Origin of the sequence: Pseudoduganella rhizocola, from assembly GCF_045984285.3 — a bacterium.
Taxonomy (GTDB): domain Bacteria; phylum Pseudomonadota; class Gammaproteobacteria; order Burkholderiales; family Burkholderiaceae_D; genus Rugamonas.
The window spans coordinates 40,619-64,322 of sequence record NZ_JBJQIK030000006.1; the positions used below are offsets into that span (position 1 = coordinate 40,619).

Below are 23,704 nucleotides of genomic sequence, written 5' to 3' on the forward strand. Positions count from 1 at the left end.
TCAGGCCTCTTCCTTGTAGCGCGATTCCATCGGGATGAACTGCGACAGCACGGCCACCGGGATGGCGCACAGCAGCACGTACACGAAGAAGTGCTGGTAGCCCAGCGCCACCTGGGCGTCGCCGCTGATCCACTTGAACAGCACGAAGCCGAGCTGCATGATGCCGGTCGAGAAGGCGTAGTGCGCGGTCTGGTATTTGCCCGGCGCGACCACCTGCATCATGTAGAGGATGATGCCGACGAAGCCGAAGCCGTAGCCGAACATTTCGATACTCAGCCCGGCCGCAATCAGGGTCAGGTTGGTCGGCAGGTAGGTGGAGAGAAGATAGAACACCAGGTTCGGCAGGTTCATCGCCAGGATCAGGAACAGGATCGCGCGGCGCAGGCTGAGCCAGGAGGTGAAGTAGCCGCCGGCGATGGAGCCGATGATGAAGGCGATGGTGCCAGCGGTGCCGTACACGGTGCCCACCTGGTCGGTGCTCAGGCCAAGGCCGCCCAGCTCGCGCGCTTCGCGCAGGAACAGCGGGCCGATGGTCTGCACCTGCGCCTCACCGGCGCGGAACAGGATGATGAAGAGGATCGACACCCAGATGCCGGGCTTGCGCAGGTAGTCGATGATGACGTCTTTCAAGGTGCGCGCGATGCCCGCTACGTTATGGTTCTCGCCGCGCACATTCGGCGCCAGCGGCAGCGACCAGCTATGGTAAAGGCCCAGCGCAATCATGGTGGCGGACAGGATGCAGAAGATCACCGTCCATGCTGTTACCACGCCGTGCGATTTTTCCAGGTAGCCAGCGAGGATTACCAGCCCGCCCAGCGAAATGAAGCGGCCCGCGTTGAAGAAGGTGCCGGTCCAGCCGGCGTACTGCGCCTGCTGCTTCTTGCTCAGGCTTGCCATGTACACGCCGTCGCAGGAGATATCGTGGGTGGCCGAGGAGATGGCCACCAGTGACAGCATGGCGATCACGGCGGCGAGCCAGAAGGGCAGGTGCAGGACCAGCGCCACCAGGCCGAGGAACACGCCGCTCAGCAGCTGGAAGGTGACGACGACCAGCTTCTTGCTGCTGGCCAGTTCGAGGAAGGGGCTCCACAGCGGCTTGAAGATCCACGCGGCGCCGATATATGCCGTCCAGTGCGCAATGTCCTCATTGGGCACGCCCATGCTCTTCAACATCAGGCTGGCGATCAGCGCCACCGAGAAGAATGGCAGGCCCTGTGCGAAATACAGGGTCGGCACCCAGCTGAGCGGGCTGCGCTTGGCGCTGTCGTGATCCTTGTCGTGATCCATCTGTCGCGTCTTCCTTTGTATGGTTGTTATGCGAAGCCAGGTACGGGGCAGCGGCCCTGCGCTTCCAGCGCGCCGGACAGCCAGGCATTGACGGCATCCAGTGCCGGAGCGGCGAAGCCGTAGGTCATCAGGGCCGGGGCGCTGATATCCAGCGCCTGATAGGGATTCCACAGTGCGAGGTGCAGGTCCGGCTTCCAGTTGCTGCGTGCGTTGTCGCCGTAGCGCAGGCGCGAGGTGGAAGCGAGGATAGTGAAGGCGCCGTCCTGCGGCAGGGCGTTCCAGTCGAAGGTGTCGGCGTCGGCGAAGGTGATCAGCTCCACGTCGAACAGCTTGCCCAGCGTGGTGGCGACGGTGCTGGCCGGCACGCCCGCTTCGGACACGCCGTCGCTGACCACGTCCTGACGTGCAATCAGGCGCACCTTGCTGCCCTTGGCCGGGCGCTGGGGATTGCCGCGCGCGGTCAGGCTGCGGCGCCAGCCTTCGGCCATGATGTCGCGGTCGGCGGCATCTTCCTTGTAGGAGCGCGGTTTGCATGGATAGGCGCGGGCCAGGGCAGACAGGCGGTCCAGCCGCTCCTGTACCTGTTCTTCGGTGAGCGCGCCTTCTGCCAGCGCCTTGGCGATGGCATCCAGGGTTTCATTCTGGGTTTCGGTGGTGCCGAGGGCCATCACCATGTCCGCGCCGGCGGTGAGGGCGCGCACGGCGGCGTTGCCCACGCCGTAGCGGCCTGCAATGGCGTGCATGTCCATGCCGTCGGTGATGATCACGCCGCGGTATTGCCAGTGCTTGCGCAGCAGCTTGTCCAGGATGGCGGGCGACATGGTGGCCGGATTATCCGGATCGATGGATGGGTAGACGATGTGGGCGGTCATCATCGCAGGCGCCTGTGGCGCCGCCATTTTGAACGGCGCGAACTCGAAGGCTTCCAGCTGTTCCAGCGGCTTGTTCACGGTGGGCAGGTCGCGGTGCGAATCGACGTGGGTGTCGCCGTGGCCCGGGAAGTGCTTCACGCAGCAGGCTACGCCTTCCGAATGGCTGCCTGCCATCCAGGCCATGGCCAGTTCGGCCGCGCGTTTCGGTTCGGCGCCGAAGGAACGCTCGGCGATTACCGGATTGTGCGGATTGTTGTTCAGGTCCAGCACGGGCGCGAAATTCCAGTTGAAGCCCAGCGCCTTCACGGCGCGCGCCACGGCAGCGCCGGTGCGGTGCGCCAGTTCGGTATCATCGGCTGCGCCCAGGCCCATGGCGGCGGGCGGCGCAGGCACCCAGGTGGAGCGCACCACGGCGCCGCCTTCCTGGTCGATGGCGATCAGCGCGTCCGGACCCATGGCGGCGCGCAGGTCGGCCGTCAGCTTGCCCAGCTGTTCGGAGTCCGTCATATTGCCGCGGAAGAGGCAGACGCCGCGAATGCCGTTTTCGCGGATGAAGTCCGCGGTGGCGGCATCCAGCGTGGTGCCGGGGAAGCGGATCATGATCAGCTGGCCCGCGATTTTTCTCAGTTCCTGATGTGATTTGCTCATTTGACTGCTCCGTCCATGCCGCGCATGAAGAATCGTTGGGTGAAGAGGAATGCTGCCAGGGTAGGCAGGATGGTGATGATGGTACCCGCCGCGATCACGCGCGTGCTGCTGCCGAAGGTGCCGCGCAAATACAGCACGCCGACCGACAGCGGGAATTCGTCAGGTTTGCTCATCACGATGGATGGCCAGATGTATTCGTTCCACGCTTCCACGGCGGTGAGGATGCCGACGGTAGCCAGCCAGGGCGCGATCAGCGGCAGCATGATGCGCGTGAAGATGACCCATTCCGAGGCGCCGTCCACGCGGGCCGCATCGATCAGGTCCTGGGGCACTTCCTCGAAGGCCTGTTTCAGCAGCAGGATGGCGACTGCGGTCACGATATTGGGCAGGATCACGCCCGCGTAAGTATCGACGAGGCTCAGTTTCGTGACCGTGATGAAGTTCACGAGGAAGTTCACTTCGGAAGGCAGCACCAGGGTGGCGAGGATCAGGCCGAACACCAGCTTGCGGCCGCGGAACTGCATGCGCGCCAGCGGATAGGCGGCCATGGAGCACAGCGTGAGTTTCCAGAACACGGTGAAGGCGGCGATCAGCACTGAGTTCTTGAAGAAGGACAGCACCGGAATCACGCGGAATACTTCCTCGAAATTCGCCAGCGACGGCGATTTCGGCCAGAAGGTAGGCGGATAGGTGAATATATTGCCCTCGGTGGACAGCGCCGTCACCAGCGTCCACCAGAAGGGGAACACGCAGAGCAGGGCGATTGCCGTCAGCAGCAGGTAATGGCCGATCGTCTTCATCGGTGCTTGGGCTTCAGGTAGCGCAGGCAAAGCAGGGCGATGCCGATGCAGAGCAGGGAAACGATGAAGCTGGCGGCCAGCGCGCGCGGCAGCTTGAGGTGTTTCAGGCCCTGGTCATAGGCGTAGTACAGGGCAGTGAAGGTGGAATTCATCGGGCCGCCTTGCGTGAGCACGTCCACTTCCTGGTAGGCCTTCAGCGCGGCCAGCACGGACAGGATGGAGCACACCGCGATGGTGGGATGCAGCATGGGCACGGTGATTTTCCAGAAACGCTGCCAGCGGCTGGCGCCATCGAGGATGGCCGCTTCCTGCATCTCGGCGGGCACCGACTGCAGCGCGGCGAGGTACATCACCATATACCAGCCCAGGCCGCGCCACAGCGTGACGAACATGATGCAGAACAGGGCGATGGTATCGTTCGACAGCCAGCCCACCGGCGCGTCCACCAGGCGGAACAGCATCAGCACGTAATTGAGGGCGCCCTGTTCGTGGAACATGAAGCCCCACATGATGCCGACCACGGAGACGGTCGTCACCACGGGCACGTAGTAGGCCGCGCGGAACAGGCGGATGCCCGGCAACTGGTTATTCACCAGCACCGCCAGCGACAGCGCGCCGATCTGCACGAAGGGCACCATCAGCAGGAACACCAGCGAGTTTTTCAGGCCGGTGACGAACATCTCGTTCTCAAAGATATAGCGGAAGTTCTCCAGGCCGACCCAATGCGTATCGCGGATCAGGCTGTAGTCGGTGAAGGCCAGCAGCGAGCCATATCCCACGGGCCAGAACGAAAACACCGCCATCAGGATGAGCGCGGGCGCGAGGAACAGCCAGGCATACAAAGTCTGCCGCTGCATCAAATCCCCCCGCTCACGGGCTGAGCTTTGGGGAACTGTTTGGTGAGCTTGCGGTTCCAGATGGCGACGGCTTCGCTGAGGGCGGCCTGGATGTCGGCGCGGCCGGTGACGCCGGCTTCCACGGCTTTCACCAGCGTGCGGCGCAATTCGTTGTAGTCGTCCACGCCCGCCACGTACATGGTGCGCGAGTAGGGCATGGAGACGGCGCCCGCACTGACGGCTTTTTCGGCGGCGCCCGCGCCCGGCGGCACCGCCATGAAGAACGGGTCGTTCGCAGCCTGCACCGTGGCCGGGTAGACGCTGGCCTGCTTCGCGAACTCGAGCTGGTTGGCGTCATTCGTCAGGTAGCGCGCGAATTTGCCGATTTCCGGCAGCAGGGATTTCTTCACGCCTGCCGGAACACCGAAATGAATCAGCCAGCCGCCGTCCGCAATGCCCGTGGGCCCGAGCGGCGCCGGCGCTACGCCGGTGATGGCGTAGATATCCTTGGTGTCGCTCTGGATGCGCTTCAGCGCGGTCGGCGGCGCCAGCAGCATGCCGAGGCGGCCGCCTTTGTAGGCGTCGATCGCAACCGGGAAATTGTCTTCGGCGAACAGGCCATCCTTCAGCAGCCCGCCGGCCTTGTAGGTGTCGGCCAGCTTGCGGATGAAGGCGACGTGCGCGGGCGAATCGAATACGGCGCGGCCATCGCGGATCACCGCCAGCCCTTGCTGCATCATCAGGCCGTCGATCTTCGACAGCGCCGGGCACAGCCCGGCCTTGCCGGTGCGCTGCGCGATCTGCCGCGCAAAGGCCAGTTGTTCGTCCAGGCTGCGCGGCGCGCGCGTTATGCCCGCAGCCTTGAAGATTTCGGTGTTGTAGGTGATGACGGCGACATTGCTGTACAGCGGGAAGCCATAGGTCTTGCCGCCGAAGTTCAGGTCCTCAAGCGCGCTCCTGAGGTAGCGCTCGCGGGCCGGGGCGATCAGCTCATCGACCGGCGTCAGCAGCCCGTCGCGCGCAAATTCGTCGGCCCAGGGCACATTGAGGTTGACCAGCGCGGGCGGCGTGCCGGCCACGATGCGGGTCACAAGCTTGGTCTGGATGATATCCCAGGGGAAGTCGACCCATTCCAGCTTCACGCCGGGATTGGCAGCCTCGTATTTCTTCACGATGCCTTCGAAATACGGCGTGAACTTGGGCTTCATGCTGAAGGTCCAGAATTCGATCTTCTGCGGCGCGGCCAGCGCGCTCGCAGCAAGGCTGGCGGCCACCAATGCTGTCAGCAGGGTCTTGAGTTTCATTGGCGGCCGGGAGCGGGGTCAGTTGGTCTTGGTGACTTTGCTCAGGTGGCGTGGACGGTCAGGATCCAGCCCGCGCGCGGCGGACAGCTGGGCTGCCATCACATAGAAGGCCTGGATGGCGACGATAGGATCCAGGTCCGGCGTGGCGGCAACCGGCAGCGTGAGGTCGCGCTGCGCCACGTCCGACGGAGCGGCCAGCAGCACGCGTGCGCCGCGGCCGCGCATTTCATCCGCCAGCGCCAGCAGGCCTGCCTGCGTCGGGCCGCGCGTTGCGAAGATCAGCAGCGGGTAGCCTTCTTCGATCAGCGCCATCGGGCCGTGCTTGATCTCCGCGCCGCTGAAGGCTTCCGCCTGCAGGGCCGAGGTTTCCTTGAATTTCAGTGCAGATTCCAGCGCGACCGGGAAGCTGATGCCGCGCCCCACCACCATGATGTTCTTGGCCGGCGCCAGTACTTCCAGCGCAGGCGACCAGTCGGCCTGGCCTGCCACGCGCAGCGCTTCCGGCAGCGCCTCAAGGCCGGCCTGCAGTTCCGGATCGTTCTGCCATTGTGCGACCATGCGCGCACCGGCTACCAGCGAGGTAATGAAGCTCTTGGTGGCGGCCACGCTCTGCTCTTTGCCTGCGCGCAGCGGCATCGCCCATTCGGCGGCATTGGCCAGCGGCGATTCGATGTCGTTCACCAGCGCCACGGTGGTGGCGCCGCCGTCGCGGAAATAGCGGATCGGCTCCACCACGTCCGGGCTTTGGCCGGACTGGGAGACCGCAATGGTCAACGTGTCGCGCGTGATCAGCGGCGATTTGTGCAGCGTGACCAGCGACATCGGCAGCGATGCCACCACGCGGCCCAGGCGGGCCATGATCAGGTAGGCGATGTAGTTGCAGGCATGGTCCGAGCTGCCGCGCGCCACGGTCAGCGCGGTGGAGAAGGGCGTGCTCCTCAATTTGCGTCCCAGGTCCGCGTAGCGGTCCGAGTCGTTCGCCAGCTGCTCGGCGACGCACTCGGCGGCGGACAGGGCTTCTTTAAGCATCATTGAGGTCACAACGTTCTCCTTCGATATAAACGGCTTTCAGTTTCAGGTCACGGTCCAGCACTACCATGTCGGCGTAAGCGCCGGGCGCCAGGCGGCCGCGCTCATTCAGGCCGAGGTAGTCGGCGGCATTGGTGGAGACGCGGCGCGAGGCGTCGGCGATGTCGAGGCCCAGGCCTACGAGATTGCGCAGCGCCTGGTCCAGCGTCAGCGTGCTGCCGGCCAGCGTGCCGTCCGGCAGGCGCACGCCGCCCATGCATTTGTGGACGATGTGGCGGCCCAGCATGTACTCGCCATCCGGCATGCCGGTGGCGGCGGTGGAATCGGTCACGCAGTAGAGGCGCGGAATCGCGCGCAGCGCGGTCTTGATGGCGCCCGGATGCACGTGCAGCAGGTCGGGAATCAGTTCGGCATATTCGGCGTGCGCCAGCGCAGCGCCCACCATGCCGGGTTCGCGGTGGTGCAGGCCGGGCATGGCGTTGAACAGGTGGGTGAAGCCGGCCGCGCCGTGCTCCATCGCGGCCACGCCGTCTTCATAGGTGCCCAGCGTGTGGCCGATCTGCACGCGCATGCCGGCATCGGCCATTTCGCGTACGAGGCTCAGGTGGCCGTCGATTTCCGGCGCCACGGTGATCACGCTCAGCGGCGCCATGGTTTCCAGGCGCTTCACTTCATCCAGCGTGGCGGAGCGCGCGTAGTTGGGCTGGGCGCCTAGCTTGCCGGAGTTGATATACGGACCTTCGAGGTGGGTGCCCAGCACGCGCGCCTCGTTCTTGCCGCGCTTGCGCACTGCATCGCCAATGCCTTTCAACGCGACGTCGATGTCTTCCGGCGGCGCCGTCATCGTGGTGGCCAGCATCGAGGTGGTGCCGTGGCGCGCATGCAGCCTGGCGATCTGGTGCACGGCATCGCCGCCTTCCATCACGTCCTTGCCGGCGCCGCCATGCACGTGCAGGTCGATAAAGCCGGGCAGGATGTAGTCATCGCTGTTATGTTCCGGGTTGACCGCCTGGCCGTCGATGCCGACGATGCGCTCATCGAATGAGACCGCGCCGTGGACCCAGCCGTCCGGCGTCAGGATATTGCCTTTGATTGCATCGCTCATCGACGCGACTCCGCTACGAATTCATAATAATCACTACGGCACCACGAGTGGGTCAGTTCCACTGCGGCGCCGTTGTCCAGATAGCTCACGCGCGTTATGTGCAGCATGGCGGTGCCCGGCGCGATATTGGCCAGGCGGGCCTGTTCGGCATTGGCATTGATGGCGCGGATATGCTGCAGCGCGCGCATCGGCACCGTGCCGTTTGCTTCCAGGTAGCCGTACAGCGAATCCGTCACGTTCTGCGGATTCGGCACGTAGGCGGCCGGTATGGTCGAGGTTTCGATGGCCATCACCACATCGTCCGCGGTGCGCAAACGTTTAAGGCGGGCCACCGGCATATTCGGGGACAGTCCCAGCGACAGCAGTTCCAGCGGTGCTGCCACGCCGATCTCGCGCTGGATCCAGCGCGAACCTGCAGTAAAGCCGCGCTGGCGCAGCTCTTCGGAAAAACTGGTGAGGCGGGACAGCGGCTGCTCCAGCTTGGGCGTGATGTAGGTGCCCGAACCGCGGCGCCGCGTCAGCATGCCGCGGTCGCACAGCATGTCGATCGCCTTGCGTGCCGTCACGCGCGAGATCGACAGCATCTCGGACAGCACACGCTCGGATGGCAGGGCCTCGTTGGCGCGCCAGTCGCCGCTGGCGATACCGTCGGACAGCTTGTTCGCAAGCTGCATGTACAACGGCGTATCGCTGTCATGGTCAGGACTGAAATCGCTCAACTGGGCTAGCACATCCTACTCCTTCAGAAGTTGTTGGATCAGCTTGAGGCCGCCGGCGGCGGAATCGCCATGCGGCGGCACGATACGCTGCAGCAGTTCGGGCGGCAGGTAAGGGCGCAGCGGTTCGCCAAGGCCGCCGCACAGCGCAATCGGCAGCGTGCCTGCGGGGTCCAGCGCTTTCGCGATCAGCGCCACCTGGTAGCCCGCTTCGCTCAGGATGGCGTGCGCGGTGGCGTTGCTGCCGCCGTGCTGCAGGACGATGCGCGCCAGCTGCGCGTAGTTGGTCTGGCTCGCGCTGGCCAGCCACACCTGGATGCGGTCACGCGAGCCGCCGCAGGCTTCGATCACGGCGTCGGCAAAGGCGGAGCCCTGCGCGCGGCGGTCGATCACCTGCTGGATATGGTTGACGGCTTTCATGCCTATCCATGCGCCGCCCGCCTCGTCGCCGGCCGGGAAGCCCCAGCCGCCCACCTCATGGCGGCTGCCGTCCGCGTTCAGGATTTCACCCACGCTGCCGGTGCCCAGCGCAATGATCGCGCCCGGCCGGCCATCGTGTGCGCCCAGCACCGTGGTGTAGGCATCGGTTTCCAGCGCCACGGCGGCATAGCCGGGATTGGCGGAGACGAAGTTGGCGGCCCACTGGCGGTTATGCACGCCCGCCAGGCCAAGGCCCACGGCGACATTGGAACGCGCCGGCACGGCGAGGCCTGCCGCGGCAAACGCCTGGGCGGCTGCGCTTTCTACCGCGGCCCATGCATTCTGAATGCCGTGCAGCAGGCCGGAAGGCCCCGCGCTGCCTTCGGCCAGCAGGCTGCCGTCAGGCCGTGCCAGCCGCACACGGGTGCCGCTGCCGCCGCCATCAACGCCGAGTAAGAATTCGATCATAGGTATAGGGATGTAGAGAGCTGTGGGGCACTATAGGGTTGGCAAACCAGCTTGTCAACAGGTATTTAACTGGTATTGTCAAATATTGAATCCGGTCTGCCTTCCGGCAGCGGGTTGTCGAGTTAAGTTATTGATTTAAAAGGAATTGCAAGTGCTGACCAATGGTATTGCTTTTGGTATGGATTAATGCCAGTTCTGACGCAAAAAAGAAACGCCCGGCACAAGGCCGGGCGTGTTGGAGAAAACGGGAAATGGCTTAGTTGGCGTGTGCGTCGTGTACGCCGCTGCGATCGATAGTTACCAGCCGAGGCTGGTTGCCGGAGGCCTGGCGTCCCTGCGTTTCCAGCTTGCCGCGCACATTGACCTGCGCGTTGCCAGGGCCGCGCACCACCACGCTGGCCTGGCCGGCCTGCAGGTCGCGTCCATTCAGGCTGCCGGAGCCGGACAACTGCGCAGTCAGGTTGTCGGTGCGGCCGTGCAGGGTAACATCGCCCGGGCCGCCCATGGTGAGCGCCACGCTCTTGCCTTCGACGCTGGTGGACAGGCCGCCAGAGCCGCTCAGTTGCGCATTCAGGGACTCGGTCACGCGCTGCAGTTCTATATTGCCGGGGCCGGTGCTGCGGGTCATGGCGCGGCCCACTTCCAGGTGTTCCGCATCCAGGTCGCCGGAGCCCGTCACTTCCGCATTCAACGCGCCGGTGCGGCCGCTCAGCGTCATATTGCCCGGACCGCTCAGCACCGCGCGCAGGGATTGGGCCTGCACGCCGCGCGCCTCGAAATCGCCGGAGCCGTGCACTTCCGCTTCCAGTGTCTTGATGGCGCCTGCCACGCAGGCGCCGCCGGGGCCGCGCACCATGGCATTCACCGCTTCCACGTTCAGCGAGCAGGCATCCAGGTCGCCGGAGCCGCTGATTTCCGCGCGGATGGCCTTGCTGCTGCCGCTCAGCGATACCGAACCGGGGCCGGACATGGTTGCCGTCACCTTGTCGGCGCGCAGGTCCGCTACCTCCAGGTCGCCGGGACCGGACACCACGGCCGCCAGGTCGCCGGTGACGCTGCGCGCCTCCACGTCGCCGGGGCCGCTCATCCTGAGCTGCAGGCTGGCGATGTTCATCTGGCGCACATCCACGTCGCCGGGACCCGTGCTGCGCAGGTTCAGCGTGCGCACGATGCCTTCCGCACGCAGGTCGCCGGGACCGGTGGAGGTCAGCTCCAGCGCATCGCCCTGGAAGCGGCTCAGCACCACATCGCCGGAACCGGAGTTCTTCAGGCTTTTCAGCGTTGGCGTGCTGATGCGGATGCGCACCGGCTCATGCGTCTTGCCGAACGAGAAACTCCAGCCTTTGTTGCGGCGCAGCGGGCGCACGATGAGCGTCTCCCCCTGCACGATGGTCTCGACGTCGGCCATTTCCTTGCGGGGGCCGCTCAGTTCCAGCGAGCGCTGGCCTTGGGCGACGATTTCCACGTCGTAGGGGCCGGACAGCTCGATCGCGCTGAAAGCGGCCAGGTTGCGGCTTTCACTGGCAATGCTGCGGTCCTCTGCGGCAGCGGGCGAGGCGTGGCTCAGGGGCAGGGTAGTCACGCCTGCGGCGAGCAGGGCGGCGGCAAGGGCAGTGGTCATCAGTTTATTCATCTTGTGTCCCCATCGGTCATGGATTGTCGATGGTAGGACGATAAGGGAAACGGGGCCCAGGTGCGGGACTTAACCGACGAAAGGGCAAATTGCGAGGATAAGGTGCAAAAAAGCGCTGCTGAACGGTGGCGGGAATTCGGCTGGTAATGTCATAATGCAGAGAGGAGAGCCATATGATCAAGTATCTGGGAACCAGAAAATCCGATCAGGGCGCCATTCTCTATGTCTTTCTGATCAACGGTCTGGAAAAGGCAATCCGGGAGAGCGCCCTCAAGCAATATCCCGGTTGCTACGAAGCCTTGCCTGCCAAGGCGAAGGCGCAAATTGGCGCACATCGGGAATGGATTTCAAAGATTTAGCACGCCGCCTTGCCGGCGCAGGCTTGCTGGCCGTTTGCGCCCATGCGCAGGCCCAGGCGCCCTCCACCTTTGGCACGGTCATCGGCGGCGGCATCCTGTGCCGCGACCAGATCGCCAACCATTACTTCTACAACTACCTCAAGGGCAATTTCAACCAGCCCTACAAGCGCGAAGGCGGCGCTTACTGGTTCCGCGCGCCCGATACGCAGCTGTGGGGCTTCCCGGTGGTGGAGCTGATGGTCAGCGACGAGAGTTATCCTTACAGCTTTGTGGGCGCCGTGGTGGATGCCGCGCCGGACCAGCTGGAAGAGGCCATCCGCCTGCAGGACGGCGTCCGCTTCTCGGTGATCGGCGGCAGCTCGCGCTTCCCCGTGAAGGAAACCAATACCGGCACCCGTCTCGTGTTTGCCAATAACCGCGCCAAGGTCTTCTGCGCCAAGTTCAAGTCTTTGCCACCCGCGCTGCGCTAGCGCCGTCCCAACAGGGAATTCATGTACACGCAATTCTTCAACCTGAAACAGTCTCCGTTTTCGATTGCTCCCGATCCCCGTTATCTCTTCATGAGCGAGCGCCATCGCGAGGCGCTAGCGCACCTGTTGTACGGCGTGGGCAGCGGCGGCGGCTTCGTGCTGCTCACCGGTGAAATCGGCGCGGGAAAAACGACGGTGTGCCGCTGCTTCATGGAGCAGATTCCGGAGAACTGCAAGCTGGCCTACATCTTCAATCCGAAGCTGACGGTGGAGGAACTGCTGCTCACGATCTGCGGCGAATTCGGCGTGGACCTGCCGGCGCAGGGCGTGGTGAGCGTGAAGACCTATACGGATGCGATCAACCGCTACCTGCTGGAGAGCCATGCGGCGGGCAAGAACAATGTGCTGGTGATCGACGAAGCGCAGAACCTGTCGGCCGACGTGCTGGAGCAGCTGCGCCTGCTCACCAACCTGGAAACCAGCGAGCGCAAGCTGCTGCAGATTATCCTGATCGGCCAGCCGGAACTGCGCGATATGCTGGCGCGGCCGGAACTGGAACAGCTGGCGCAGCGCGTGATCGCGCGTTATCACCTCGGTTCGCTGACCGTGGATGAAACGGGGCAGTACATTGCGCACCGCCTGGCGGTGGCAGGTGCGGCGGGCCTTGCGCCATTTTCCGCGCCGGTGGTGGCGCTGGTCCACCAGCTCACCAAGGGCGTGCCGCGCCGTATCAACCTGCTGTGCGATCGTGCGCTGCTAGGCGCCTATGTCGAGAACCGCCAGCAAGTGACGAAGCAGATCGTCCGCAAGGCGGCCGACGAAGTGTTCGCCGGCGAGCGCGCCTCGCCTTCCGCGCAGCGGCAGTGGCAGTTCGTGGCTGCAGGCGTGCTGGCAGGCGCCGTGCTGACCGGTGCGGCCGCGTGGCAGCTGATGCCGCGTGCCGGAGCGCCGGGCGCAGGGACATCCGGAACGCAGGCCGCCGCGCCGGGCGCAGTGGCATCGGGAGCGCTGGCCGCCACCCCAGCCGGGGTGGCGCCGGGCAGCGCCGCAGCGCCAGCGGCGGGTGCGAAAGGCGGGCCATCCGTATCGGCAGGTGCAGCGAATGGCGCCACGGCGCCGGGCGCATCGCCCGCCCGCGCTGCCATCGGTGCGGTGCCGGGGCAGGGCGCAGCCACCAGCGACGCCGCGCTCGGCCAGCTGGCGGCGCTATGGGGCGTCAAGCTTGCACCAGGCGAATCCTGCGCGGCCGCATCGAAACAGAACCTGCGTTGCCTGCTGGTGAAAGGCGGCCTTGATGAACTGCGCTCGCTGGACCGTCCGGCGGTGATCAAGCTGCGCGACAACCCTGCCGCGCCGACTTATGCCTTGCTGACAGGCCTGAACGCGCGCAGCGCAACGCTTTCCATCAACGGCAAGCCGCAAACCGTCAGCATCGCCGAACTGGAGACGCGCTTCGACGGCGGCCTCACGACCTTCTGGCGCGCGCCGCGCGCCTGGCGCGATGAAGTGTCGGCCGGCGACCGCGGCCCGGATGTGGACTGGCTGGCACGCCGCCTCGCGGAGCAGCGTGGCGAAGCGAAGCCGGAAGACGGCCAGCCGCTGGACGGTGCTATCCTGCGCGGCCTGCGCGACTTCCAGGCGGCCCAGCAGCTCAAGGCGGATGGTGTCGCCGGACCCAAAACCTTCATTCGACTGAACCAGCTTGGCGGCGTGCAGGAGCCGCGCCTGGCGGGGAAATAATATGTCCTACATTCTTGAAGCCCTGAAGAAGGCGCAGGCGGAACGCCAGCTCGGCGCAACCCCAACCATTCATGCGCCCACGCTCGATGGCGGCGCCGGTGTGTCGCGCGGCAGTGCGATGAAGAAGCCGCTGGTGATCGCGGTCGGCGTGATGGCGGCCGCCATTGTTGCACTGCTGCTTGTCGTATTCCGCCAGCAGGCATCGGCGCCGCAGGCAGCGTCTGCACAGCTCGCTCCAGCGGCCCAGCAGGGATCGAGCGCAGCGCCGCAGCCCCAGCCCATGGCCGCTACGCCGCCTGCCGCACCGCCTCCGGCACAGCCGGCAGCCGCTACGCCGCCACAGCCGATAGCCGTCGCATCATCTGGCGCTCAACAGACACATGCGGCTCCGCAGGCGCCGCGCTCGGCAGCTGCCGACGCGAGCGTAGCCGCACCTAAGCGCGCCGAGCCGCAGCAGGCGGCGCGCAGCATTGCCCCCGCCGCCCCGGCTGCGCCGCAACTTGATGTTGTGGCCGCCGAACGCGCTGCCGCCCCGGCGCCTGCCCAACAAGCGCAGGCCCCAGCCCAGCCCGAAGTCACGCAAACCCTGCGCGACCTGCCCGAGCCCATCCAGCGGGCTATTCCGCAAATCACCTTTGGCGGCTATATGTACTCGAAGAATCCCGCCGACCGGATGGTGCTGATCGACAAAATCCTGCGCAAGGAAGGCGAGGAGGTGGCTCCCGGCCTGGTGCTGGAAAAGCTGCTTCCGAAGGCCGCAGTCTTCAGTTTCCGCGGCTACCGTTATCGAGTTTCTCTATAAGGAACCCTGCGCACGATTGAAAGCATGAAATGGTAGAGTTCGTTACAATATCTTTGTCGAAAATGCAATGTTGACAGGATAAGGACGAATGAAACCGTTACGCTTTCTGTTTGCCGCGCTGTGTGCCGCAGCGCTGTCCCAGCCCGCCTCGGCTGCTGACTTTATCCGTGGCGTACCCGCCAACGAACCCGGTTACGCCGCCACCTTACTGGCTGTATTCGGCCTGATCTGCCTCTCCGCAGGGAGTTACCGGCACGAACCTTTGCGTCATCCGGAAGACTGAAACGCCTCCCTGATGTTGCCATGTTGCTTGCTGCGTATAATGAGCGGCAACATCAAAAGGAGAGCAGATGCAAGGGCAGAACCCAGCGCCGCGCCGCGTGCTCGGCATTGTCGGCCGTTCTGGCAACGGCAAGACCACCTTGCTGGAGTTTCTCGTCGCCCGCATGGCCGCCAATGGCCTGAGGGTCAATGTCATCAAGCACAGTCATCACGACCTGGAGCTGGAACCGCCCCGCAAGGACAGCGCCCGCCTGCGCATGGCCGGTGCGGCGGAAGTGATGGTGTCCTCGCCGTACCGCTTCGCCATCATGCGCGAATTGCGCGGCGAGCCGGAACCCGATCTGCCGGAGCAGCTGGAGCGGCTCGCACCGTCCGACCTCACCCTGGTGGAAGGCTTCAAATCCTGGCCGATGCCGAAGCTGGAAGTGTTCCGCGCCGCCAGCGGCAAGGCGCCCCTGTATCCGGATGACCGGCACATCATTGCCGTCGTCTCCGACCAGCCCCGCCCGGCCGGCTTGCGGGATCAGGTGGCCTGGCTAGACCTCAACGCCCCGGAATGCGTGCTTGAGTGGATTCAGGACCATTTGAATAATTTTTCGCTGAAGCCCTAAAGTTCCCGTTCAGACAGCCGTAAAAACAGGTGATAGGCCTGATTGGGAGAAAAAAATGGACGTTTCGAGCATTGCGCGTCTGGCAACAACGATCGCAGACACCGGCACCCGCCAGGACGTGGGCGTTGCGGTTCTGAAAAAAGCGCAGGATCTGCAAGCTTCGAGCGCTGCTGCCCTCGTTGAAGCGATTCCGCCTGTCCCATCGGCTGGCAACCTGCCGGCACATCTGGGCACCCGCATCAATACCACCGCCTGATTCGAGCGGCGGCACGACAAGACCCGCGGCACCGGAAACGGTGGGCGCGGGTTTTTTATTGACTCCCGCGCAAATGAATTTGCCGGATTCACGGCTTACTCCGCAAGGACAAAGCAGGCACACTGCCTGCCAGTTCTTACTATCCGGAGTATTCCATGAGCATCCCTTCCTTCGGCGCGGGCACCTTCCGCCTGACCGGCCAGACCGTTATCGATTCCGTAAGCAATGCGCTGGACCTTGGCTACCGCGCCATCGATACGGCCCAGATTTATGGCAATGAGGCCGAAGTCGGCCAGGCCGTCGCCGACAGCGGCGTGCCGCGTTCCGAGCTGTTCCTGACCACCAAGATCTGGACCGAAAACTATGCCGCCGGCAAACTGCTGCCCAGCCTGCGCGAAAGCCTGGACAAGCTGCGCACCGATTATGTGGACCTGACCCTGATCCACTGGCCTGCGCCGGGCAACGGCGTTGCGCTGCCGGAATACATGGCTGCACTGGCGGAAGCGAAAGCGGCTGGCCTGACCCGTCGGATCGGCGTCTCGAACTTCAATATCGAGCTGACGCGGCAAGCCATTGCGGCGGTCGGCAAAGGTGAAATCGCCACCAACCAGATCGAGCTCAGCCCATACCTGCAGAGCCGCGCGCTGACCGCCTTCCTGAAAGAGCAGGGCATCCCCGTCACTTCCTACATGACGCTGGCCTACGGCAAAGTGCTGCAGGATCCGGTGCTGCAGCAGATTGCGGCGAAGCACGGCGCAACCGTTGCGCAAGTGGCGCTGGCATGGGCGCTGCAACTGGGTTACGCGGTCATTCCGTCGTCCACCAAGCGGGCTAACCTTGCCGGCAACCTCAAGGCGCGCGAGCTGCATCTCGATGCGGCCGACATGGCCCTGATCGCGACGCTGGAACGCAACGGCCGCGAGGTGAATCCTGCCGGGCTGGCCCCGGAGTGGGACTGAACCCAGCTTCTGCCTTGACTGTAGAGATTTTTCAGGTATGGTTCGTTTTCCCGATACCAAAACTGAGGAGATCTCCATGAATAAACGTCAAGCGCTGATTGCCGCTGCACTGGCCGGCGTATGCGCCGCTACCGCCACCACCGCTGCCGCAAATGCAGGCGGCGACAAGGAGAAGTGCTACGGCGTTGCCAAGGCCGGCGCCAACGACTGCGGCGCTGCCGACGGTTCGCACAGCTGCTCCGGCCAGGCCAAGACCGACAACGCTCCGGCCGAGTGGAAATTCGTGGCCAAGGGCACGTGCGAAAAAATGGGCGGCAAGACCAAGCCGCCGGCGAAGTAATCCTTCCTCTTGAGCGGAGCCGTGAAGTTCACCGGTGGCGGCCTGGCTGGCGCTGGCGTCGGGCTCAGGGCTCCGCACTATCGCGAATTCCTCGACTCCCGGCCGCGCGTGGCGTGGCTGGAAGTCCATACCGAAAATTTCCTTGACCAGGCGGGCTGGGACTTCCACGTCCTGCAGACGCTGCGGCAGGATTATTCTTTCAGCCTGCATGGCGTGGGCCTGGGCATAGGCTCGGCGCGCGGCTTTTCGGCCGCACATCTGGAGCGGGTGCGCAGCCTGGTTCAACGCATTGAGCCGGAACTCGTCTCCGAACACCTGAGCTGGGGCGCCGTGGCTGACCGGCACCTGAACGACCTGCTGCCGCTGGCGCTGGACCACGCCGCGCTGCGCCTGCTCGCGGAGCGGGTAGAGCAGGTGCAGGAGGTGCTGGGACGGCGCATCTTGCTGGAGAATGTCTCCACTTACCTGCGTTTCGCCGACGATACGATGAGCGAAGCGGAATTCCTCGCCGAGCTCGCGCGCCGCACCGGCTGCGGCCTGCTTCTGGACGTGAACAACCTCTATGTGAACCAGTGCAACCATGGCGAGGATGCCTTCGCCGCACTGGCGGCCATCCCCGTTGGCTGCGTGGGCGAGATCCACCTCGGCGGGCATCTGGTCACGCCGGAAGCGGTGATCGACCACCACGGCGCGCGCGTGGCGGAACCCGTCTGGCAGATTTACGATGCGGCGCTGCAGCGCTTCGGCAGCGTGCCGACGCTGATTGAATGGGATACCGAGGTGCCCGCGCTGAAGGTGCTGCTGGACGAAGCGGGGCGCGCCGCCGCCGCGCTGGCAAAGGCTCCCGTACCGGGCCAATACACCGGCAGCGTGCCCGCGCGCGCGGCCCGTGCACCGGCGGCAGGGCCTGCGGACATGCCGCAGGCATCGGTGGCAGCACCGGCTGGCGCGGCCCACATACCGGGGACGGCGCGCGCTGGCAGCGACGCGCTGGCCCTGCACCAGCAGCATTTCGCCACTGCAATGTTTTCACATGCCGATGAGGCGCCGGTGCTGGCCGTGGTGCGCGCGCCGCACGTCCGGCATCGGCTGGCGCTATACCGCGGCAACCTTGGCGCGAGCTGGCAGAAGGTGCTGCTGAACGCCTATCCCGTCATCGCGCAGCTGGTGGGCGAGGAATTCTTCGCGGCGCTGGTGCGCGAGTACGGCCGCGCGCATCCATCCACGGATGGCGACCTGAACCGTTTCGGCGCCCACTTCGCCGCCTTCCTGCAGGCTTTCCCGCACACGCAGGATCTGCCCTACCTGCCGGACATGGCGCGCCTCGAATGGCTGGCCTACCGCGCGCATTTCGCCGCATCCGCACCGGTGCTGAGGCCCGAAGCAATGGCCATGGCGCCTGAGGCATTCGAAGCCGCGCAGGCCCAGCTGCACCCGGCGGCGGCGCTATTCCACTCGGAGTGGGCAATTGTGGAGATCTGGCAGGCGCACCAGCCCGGCGGCGTGGAACTGCCGCAGGATATTGCCGGCGCCAGCTACGCGCTGGTGAGCCGCCCGCAGTGGCGCAGCCTGGTCACGCCGCTCACGCGAGCCGGCGCGGCGGCACTGCAAGCGCTTCAGGATGGAGCGAGCATGGGCGCCGCACTGGACGCCGCATTCGCGGAAGATGAGGAGTTCGACATCACCGGCCAGCTCAGGCTATGGCTGGAGAGCGGCGCATTGACCTCGCTTAGCTGAAGGCGCGGAATACCTTGGCTTCGCCGGTCTGGTCGTTGTGGCGGGAACTGGCTTCATGGGTGGCCTGGATCATCCGGTCCAGCTGCGTTTCCTCGAAGCGTTCCAGCTCCTCGGTGGCAGCCAGCAGCGCCTGCGCCAGCTTGGCGCGCGCGCTCTGGTAAGTCAGGCTGTTGTATTGCCCGGTGTTCTTCAGCAGCTCTTCCGCGTTTTCGATGACCTGGCGCAGGTCGCCTATCAGGCGGCCTTGCTGTTCCAGGTCGTGTCCAGGGTCTTCCATCGCCATTCCCCTCGCAAGATGTTCAGCAAACTATAGCCCCTGAACCGGGCCATTGCTTGCGCCAGATTAAGTGGCGCCGACAACCGTGATCTGCACGTCGCCCAGCGCAACACGCTGGCCCGCGCGGATCTTGGCGGTCTTGCGCAATTCCTGCTTGCCATCGACCTTGACATCGCCGCTGGCCACGATCTGCTTGCCCGCGCCGCCGCTGTCGCACAGCCCCACCAGTTTCAGGAGCTGGTTCAGTTCAACGAACTCGCCATTCAGATCGAATTGTATTTTTTGCATTGTATTCCTTATATCAAAAACGGCCGCGCACGATATTGCCGAGCGCGGGATCAGCCTTTGGCGCCGGGTTTGGTCATTTCCAGCGGCACAATCCACTGGTCGAACTGTTCGGCCGTTACATAGCCGAGCGCCAGCGCAGCTTCCTTCAGGGTAGTCCCTTCGTGCTGCGCTTTCTTGGCAATTTGCGCGGCGCGATCATAACCGATGCGCGGCGCCAACGCCGTCACCAGCATCAGCGAGCGTTCCATCAGTTCGGCAATGCGGCCGTGGTTCGGCTCGATGCCCCGGGCGCAGTGCTCATCGAAGCTGCGCATGCCATCCGCCAGCAGGCGCGCGCTTTGCAGGAAGTTATGGGCGATCAGCGGCTTGAACACGTTCAGCTCGAAGTTGCCGGAAGCGCCGCCCACCGTGATGGCCACGTCGTTACCGAACACCTGGGCGCACAGCATGGTGACTGCTTCGCACTGGGTGGGGTTGACCTTGCCCGGCATGATGGAGCTGCCCGGCTCGTTTTCAGGAATGGTGATTTCGCCGAGGCCGGAGCGCGGGCCGGAGGCCATCCAGCGCACGTCGTTGGCGATCTTCATCATGGCGGCGGCCAGCGTTTTCAGGGCGCCGTGGGCGGCCACCAGCGCTTCATGGCCGGCGAGGGCGGCGAACTTGTTGTCCGCCGTGCGGAAGGGCAGTTGCAGGCGCGATTCCAGTTCGGCGGCGATGCGGCTTGCGTATTCCGGATGCGAATTCAGGCCCGTGCCGACGGCGGTGCCGCCGGCCGCCAGCTGCAGCACGGCGGGCAGGGTGGCCTGGATGGCATGTTCGGCGTAGTCCAGCTGGGCCACATAGCCCGAGAATTCCTGGCCGAGGGTGAGCGGGGTGGCATCCTGCAAATGGGTGCGGCCGATTTTGACGATGCCTGCAAAGTCCGTGGCCTTGGCATCCAGCGTAGCGCGCAGCTGGCGGACGGCGGGCAGCACGTCGGTGGCGATGGCCACGGCGGCCGCCACGTGCATCGCGGTGGGGAAGATGTCGTTCGAGGATTGGCCCTTGTTCACATCGTCGTTCGGGTGCAGCAGGCGCGCTTCGCCGCGCTCGCCGCCCAGCAGCTCGGAGCCGCGGTTGGCCAGCACCTCGTTCATATTCATATTGGACTGGGTGCCGGAGCCGGTCTGCCATACGGCCAGCGGGAATTCGTCCTTGTGCAGGCCCGCCAGCACTTCATCGGCAGCCTGGGTAATGGCGCCGGCCTTGCGTTCATCCAGCACGCCGAGGTCGAGGTTGACGCGGGCGGCGGCACGCTTGACCTGGGCCAGCGCGGCAATCAGTTCCGGCGGCATGCGCTCGCTGGAGATATGGAAGTGGTGCAGCGAGCGCTGGGTTTGCGCGCCCCACAACTGGTCTGCAGGGACTTCGATGGGGCCAAAACTGTCTCGCTCGGTACGGGTTTCCATGATGTGTGCTTTCGGTTACGATTTTTTTAGTGTAACCCAGCGCGCAAAATCGTTCCGGCGGCTTCACATTTCCCATTTCGCGCCGTTAACATTGCTACGTCCCGCACTTTTCTCGCACTGGCTATGCCGCGTCCTACTTGCCATTCTGTTATCTCGCGCCTTGTGCTGGCGCTGTCTGCCGTTGCGGTGGGCGGCGGCGCTGCGGCCGCGGAGCTGGGCGAGGCCGTGGTGCGTTCCTACATCGGGCAGCCGCTGGTGGCCGACATCGAGCTGGTCGACCTAACGCAGCAGGACCTGGCGGCGCTCGAAGCGCGGCTGGCGCGGCCGGATGTGTTCCAGGGCGCGGGCGTGTCGCTGCCGCCGGCGCTGGCTGGCATGCAGATCTCGGTGGTGGCGCGCGGGCAAAAGCGTTTCCTGCACCTTACCTCGTCGCGGCCGGTTGAGGGCGAGGTGGCGCACCTGTTCTTCGAACTGGTCAGCGGTGGGCGCTCGTCGGTGCGCGGCGTGTCGCTGTGGTTCAGCCAGGATCCGGCGCCGAAAGTGGTGGCGGAAGCCGTGCAGGCGCCCGTTACCACCGTGATTCCGGTGGCTGCCTCCGCGGTGCCTGCATCTCCGGCCGCTGCTTCGCCGGCGTCCATGCCTGCCGCCGCTGCCCCACGCGCGGCCAAGGTAGCGGCGCCCGCCACGCCGCCGGTTCGCGCCGCTGCGCCGGATGTCAAATTTTCTACCAGCCAGGTTCCTGTCGCGAAGCAGAGCAAGACCGATAAGGAGCTGATGGAATCTGTGCAGAAGGCATTTGCAGGCCGCACGGCGGGCAAGGTCGATGCGGCGACAGTGAAGGCCGCACAAACGGATAGGCCGAAGGCCGCCGCGCCTGCTGCACAGGCCGCCGGTACGGCTAAGCCTGTAGCGCCTGGCGTACAGGCCACTGTTCCCGCTAAGCCTGGAGGCGCTGCGGTACAGGCCACCGTTCCGGCTAAGCCTGCAGTGCCGGCTGCACACGCCGCGGTCCCGGTCAAGCCTGCAGTAGCCGGTGTCCAGCCTCCGGCACCAGTAAAGCCCGCAGCGGCTGTTGCGAAACCGGCTGCGCCGGTGGACTCAAAGCCAGTTTCGGCGCCGGTTCAGGCTTCGGCTCCCGCTCCAGTGTCCGCGAAAGCTGGCAGCGCGACAAAGGCGGCTGCGCTCCCGGCAGCCCCCGGCCCGAACGCGGGCGACGCTTCCGGTGCAATGGCTGCAGCCAAGCCAGCGGCCAAATCCGCAGTGTCGAACGCATCGGTTGCGTCGGCCCCGGCACCGGCGCCTCGGAAACCAGTTAGCCAGAGCGCTTCCGCAGCCGTAGCGAAGGCCAGCGCCCCGGCTGCGGCCAAGCCTGCCGACGCGAGTTCTGCAGCGTCCGCTGCCGGCGTTGCTAAAGCTGCCGCTGCATCAGCGGCAGCGCAGACCCAATCCAGCCCCGCTGTTGCTGCAGCAATGCCAGCAGCGAAAGTTTCTGCCCCGGCGGCAGCCAAACCCGAACTCAAGCCAGTAGCGAGCGCACCAGCCGCACCGCCGCCCAATGCAACGAATGTGGCAATTGCCAGCAAACTGAAGGAGCTGGAGGGCAAGCTCAAGGATTTGCAGGCTGCGCTGGCCGCGAAGCCTGCCGCCGTCGAGGCAAAGCCTGCGGCGTCCGCCGCGACGCAGCCCGCTGCCGCCACCAAGCTCGCAGCCAATGTGGGACCTGAACCGGCGGCCGGCCCTGCCCGCCAGCCTGTCGCGCCTGCGTCGAAAGCCCCGGCGGGCACCAGCGCCGCAGTGCCGGCAGTCGGCAAGCCCGTCGAGGCGAAGGCGAGCGTTCCTGTCACCGCACATACGGCGCCAGCAGGCGCCCCTGTTGCAAAGGCGCCAGCGATGGCGGCTCAAACATCGGGCTCGCAGAAAGCAGTCGAGTCCGCAGCAATTGCACCAGCGGTGAAGACGGCAGCAGCGGCTGCCCCGGCGAGCGCCACACCACCGGCAAGTCTGGGATCCAGCGCGGCGAAGACCGCCACTGCGGCCGGCCCGGCATCCAGCGCAGCGAAGACGGTTGCAACCGCGGCCCCGGTACCCGCCGCGAAGAAGGCTGCCGCAACCAGCCCGGAATCCAGCGCAGCAAAGACGGTTGTGACGGCCCCGGCATCCGCTGAGAAAACGGCTGCTTCGGCCAGCCCGGCATCCGGCGCGGCAAAGACTGCTGCCATGGCGAACCCGGCACCCGGCGCGACGAAGGCATTGGTGGCGGTAATCCCTGCATCCACTGCCGCGAAGACTCCGGATGCGGGGAGCCGCGAAAGCAAGACTACGACGACGGTAGCCGCAGCAGCGAAAGTGGCGCCTGCGCCGGTCAAGGCTGCGAATGCCGCGTCGGGCGCCGCGCAGTCCTCGGCGGCGGCTGTCGTGGCGGGCGAGAGCCAGGCGGCGGGTGAGCGCAAGGCTGTGACAAAGGCGGCGCCCGGGCCGCATCCGGCCTGGAACAGCGCCGTCGAATCCATGCTGGACGACGTTCGCAGCAAGCCGATCGACGCGGCAACCGCACCCCTGACCGTGAAGCCTGCCGGCCGCACTGCCTCCGGCATCATCAAGGATGCGCGGCCACAGCGCGCAAAACCAGCGGAGGCCGCGAACGCCGAACCAGCCGCGGTAACGAAGGATTCGGCAGCCGCCACCGCGAGGGCGGTCACCAAAGCCGTGGAGGAAACCAGGCCGCCCGCAGTCCAGGCTGTGCAGGCCGAAGAACCGCCGAAGAAGCGCATGTCGCGCCCGAAGATGGTCACGATGATTGCCGGCGGCAGCGTGGTCTTCCTGCTGACGGTCGGCTTCATCATCCACTTTATCCGCCGCTACCGCGAAAAGCTGGCTGCCGGACCGCTGAAGGTCTGGCAGAGCTGGCGCCGCAAGCCGGCGGAAGATGAGGTGCCGCATGGCGAGCGCTTCGAACCGGTGGCCGACCAGGATATGCAGGAAGCGCCAAAGCTGGCGGTGAACCAATAAAAAAAGCG

General features: G+C 65.3%; 24 protein-coding genes. 11 read left to right on the forward strand and 13 right to left on the reverse strand.

All coding sequences use genetic code 11. The features are described 5' to 3' along the window. The 10 genes from ACJRPG_RS14750 to ACJRPG_RS14795 all read right to left on the reverse strand — a co-directional run bounded on the left by ACJRPG_RS14750 (nt 1) and on the right by ACJRPG_RS14795 (nt 11,118). Nucleotides 1-1,287 carry an MFS transporter gene (locus tag ACJRPG_RS14750; RefSeq protein ID WP_408000844.1) on the reverse strand — a complete coding sequence of 429 codons (1,287 nt, stop codon included), beginning with the start codon at nt 1,285-1,287 and terminating at the stop codon, nt 1-3. A gap of 26 nt (nt 1,288-1,313) precedes the next feature. Next, entirely contained in the window at nt 1,314-2,807 is a 1,494-nt protein-coding gene (gene nagZ / locus ACJRPG_RS14755; protein ID WP_408000845.1) for a beta-N-acetylhexosaminidase, read from the reverse strand. After that, on the reverse strand, nt 2,804-3,607 hold the full coding sequence (locus ACJRPG_RS14760; RefSeq protein ID WP_408000846.1) for a carbohydrate ABC transporter permease: 804 nt from the start codon (nt 3,605-3,607) through the stop codon (nt 2,804-2,806). The genes nagZ and ACJRPG_RS14760 overlap by 4 nt, the downstream gene beginning before the upstream one ends. Beyond that, entirely contained in the window at nt 3,604-4,464 is an 861-nt protein-coding gene (locus ACJRPG_RS14765) for a carbohydrate ABC transporter permease (protein WP_408000847.1), read from the reverse strand. The genes ACJRPG_RS14760 and ACJRPG_RS14765 overlap by 4 nt, the downstream gene beginning before the upstream one ends. Then, on the reverse strand, nt 4,464-5,747 hold the full coding sequence (locus ACJRPG_RS14770; protein ID WP_408000848.1) for an ABC transporter substrate-binding protein: 1,284 nt from the start codon (nt 5,745-5,747) through the stop codon (nt 4,464-4,466). Before ACJRPG_RS14770 ends, ACJRPG_RS14765 begins: the two co-directional genes overlap by 1 nt. Before the next feature lie 18 nt (nt 5,748-5,765). Continuing rightward, nucleotides 5,766-6,779, reverse strand: coding sequence for an SIS domain-containing protein (locus tag ACJRPG_RS14775; protein ID WP_408001088.1), 1,014 nt, complete (start codon nt 6,777-6,779; stop codon nt 5,766-5,768). Beyond that, the gene (nagA, locus tag ACJRPG_RS14780) at nt 6,769-7,881 is read right to left on the reverse strand and encodes an N-acetylglucosamine-6-phosphate deacetylase (RefSeq protein WP_408000849.1); all 1,113 of its coding nucleotides are present in this window, start codon (nt 7,879-7,881) and stop codon (nt 6,769-6,771) included. The genes ACJRPG_RS14775 and nagA overlap by 11 nt, the downstream gene beginning before the upstream one ends. Next, nucleotides 7,878-8,612, reverse strand: coding sequence for a GntR family transcriptional regulator (locus ACJRPG_RS14785; protein WP_408000850.1), 735 nt, complete (start codon nt 8,610-8,612; stop codon nt 7,878-7,880). The genes nagA and ACJRPG_RS14785 overlap by 4 nt, the downstream gene beginning before the upstream one ends. Nucleotides 8,613-8,615: 3 nt before the next feature. Further along, nucleotides 8,616-9,485: a glucosamine kinase nucleotide-binding domain-containing protein gene (locus ACJRPG_RS14790; RefSeq protein WP_408000851.1), complete on the reverse strand. Its 870-nt coding sequence runs from the start codon at nt 9,483-9,485 to the stop codon at nt 8,616-8,618. A gap of 256 nt (nt 9,486-9,741) precedes the next feature. Continuing rightward, nucleotides 9,742-11,118, reverse strand: a complete 1,377-nt coding sequence (locus tag ACJRPG_RS14795; RefSeq protein ID WP_408000852.1) for a head GIN domain-containing protein — start codon at nt 11,116-11,118, stop codon at nt 9,742-9,744. A 173-nt stretch (nt 11,119-11,291) separates the two neighbouring features. Between ACJRPG_RS14795 and ACJRPG_RS14800 the strand changes: the two genes are divergently transcribed. From ACJRPG_RS14800 to bufB, 10 genes are all read left to right on the forward strand, one after another. Further along, nucleotides 11,292-11,477 (forward strand): hypothetical protein, encoded by a 186-nt coding sequence (locus tag ACJRPG_RS14800; RefSeq protein WP_408000853.1) that lies wholly within the window; start codon nt 11,292-11,294, stop codon nt 11,475-11,477. Further along, entirely contained in the window at nt 11,459-11,947 is a 489-nt protein-coding gene (locus tag ACJRPG_RS14805; protein WP_408000854.1) for a hypothetical protein, read from the forward strand. Before ACJRPG_RS14800 ends, ACJRPG_RS14805 begins: the two co-directional genes overlap by 19 nt. A 21-nt stretch (nt 11,948-11,968) precedes the next feature. Beyond that, nucleotides 11,969-13,687, forward strand: a complete 1,719-nt coding sequence (locus tag ACJRPG_RS14810) for an AAA family ATPase (protein ID WP_408000855.1) — start codon at nt 11,969-11,971, stop codon at nt 13,685-13,687. 1 nt (nt 13,688) lies between these two features. Beyond that, nucleotides 13,689-14,489: a general secretion pathway protein GspB gene (locus ACJRPG_RS14815; protein ID WP_408000856.1), complete on the forward strand. Its 801-nt coding sequence runs from the start codon at nt 13,689-13,691 to the stop codon at nt 14,487-14,489. An 88-nt stretch (nt 14,490-14,577) separates the two neighbouring features. Beyond that, nucleotides 14,578-14,772 carry a hypothetical protein gene (locus ACJRPG_RS14820; RefSeq protein ID WP_408000857.1) on the forward strand — a complete coding sequence of 65 codons (195 nt, stop codon included), beginning with the start codon at nt 14,578-14,580 and terminating at the stop codon, nt 14,770-14,772. A 67-nt stretch (nt 14,773-14,839) separates the two neighbouring features. After that, complete coding sequence (gene mobB, locus ACJRPG_RS14825) at nt 14,840-15,382, forward strand: molybdopterin-guanine dinucleotide biosynthesis protein B (RefSeq protein WP_408000858.1); 543 nt, start codon at nt 14,840-14,842, stop codon at nt 15,380-15,382. Nucleotides 15,383-15,437: 55 nt separating this feature from the next. Further along, on the forward strand, nt 15,438-15,638 hold the full coding sequence (locus ACJRPG_RS14830) for a YjfB family protein (RefSeq protein WP_408000859.1): 201 nt from the start codon (nt 15,438-15,440) through the stop codon (nt 15,636-15,638). A gap of 155 nt (nt 15,639-15,793) precedes the next feature. Then, entirely contained in the window at nt 15,794-16,597 is an 804-nt protein-coding gene (dkgB, locus tag ACJRPG_RS14835; protein ID WP_408000860.1) for a 2,5-didehydrogluconate reductase DkgB, read from the forward strand. 76 nt (nt 16,598-16,673) lie between these two features. Continuing rightward, nucleotides 16,674-16,937 carry a BufA1 family periplasmic bufferin-type metallophore gene (locus tag ACJRPG_RS14840; RefSeq protein WP_408000861.1) on the forward strand — a complete coding sequence of 88 codons (264 nt, stop codon included), beginning with the start codon at nt 16,674-16,676 and terminating at the stop codon, nt 16,935-16,937. Nucleotides 16,938-16,958: 21 nt separating this feature from the next. Continuing rightward, nucleotides 16,959-18,674 (forward strand): MNIO family bufferin maturase, encoded by a 1,716-nt coding sequence (gene bufB / locus ACJRPG_RS14845; RefSeq protein WP_408000862.1) that lies wholly within the window; start codon nt 16,959-16,961, stop codon nt 18,672-18,674. Here bufB and ACJRPG_RS14850 read toward each other — a convergent pair. The 3 genes from ACJRPG_RS14850 to fumC all read right to left on the reverse strand — a co-directional run bounded on the left by ACJRPG_RS14850 (nt 18,667) and on the right by fumC (nt 20,687). After that, the gene (locus ACJRPG_RS14850; protein ID WP_408000863.1) at nt 18,667-18,951 is read right to left on the reverse strand and encodes a DUF883 family protein; all 285 of its coding nucleotides are present in this window, start codon (nt 18,949-18,951) and stop codon (nt 18,667-18,669) included. The genes bufB and ACJRPG_RS14850 overlap by 8 nt on opposite strands. 66 nt (nt 18,952-19,017) lie before the next feature. Beyond that, nucleotides 19,018-19,239, reverse strand: coding sequence for an RNA-binding S4 domain-containing protein (locus ACJRPG_RS14855; RefSeq protein WP_408000864.1), 222 nt, complete (start codon nt 19,237-19,239; stop codon nt 19,018-19,020). A gap of 50 nt (nt 19,240-19,289) precedes the next feature. Continuing rightward, nucleotides 19,290-20,687, reverse strand: coding sequence for a class II fumarate hydratase (fumC, locus tag ACJRPG_RS14860; RefSeq protein WP_408000865.1), 1,398 nt, complete (start codon nt 20,685-20,687; stop codon nt 19,290-19,292). A 123-nt stretch (nt 20,688-20,810) separates the two neighbouring features. Here fumC and ACJRPG_RS14865 point away from each other — a divergent pair, with 123 nt between their 5' ends. After that, entirely contained in the window at nt 20,811-23,696 is a 2,886-nt protein-coding gene (locus ACJRPG_RS14865; RefSeq protein WP_408000866.1) for a FimV/HubP-related protein, read from the forward strand. Nucleotides 23,697-23,704 lie beyond the last annotated feature (8 nt).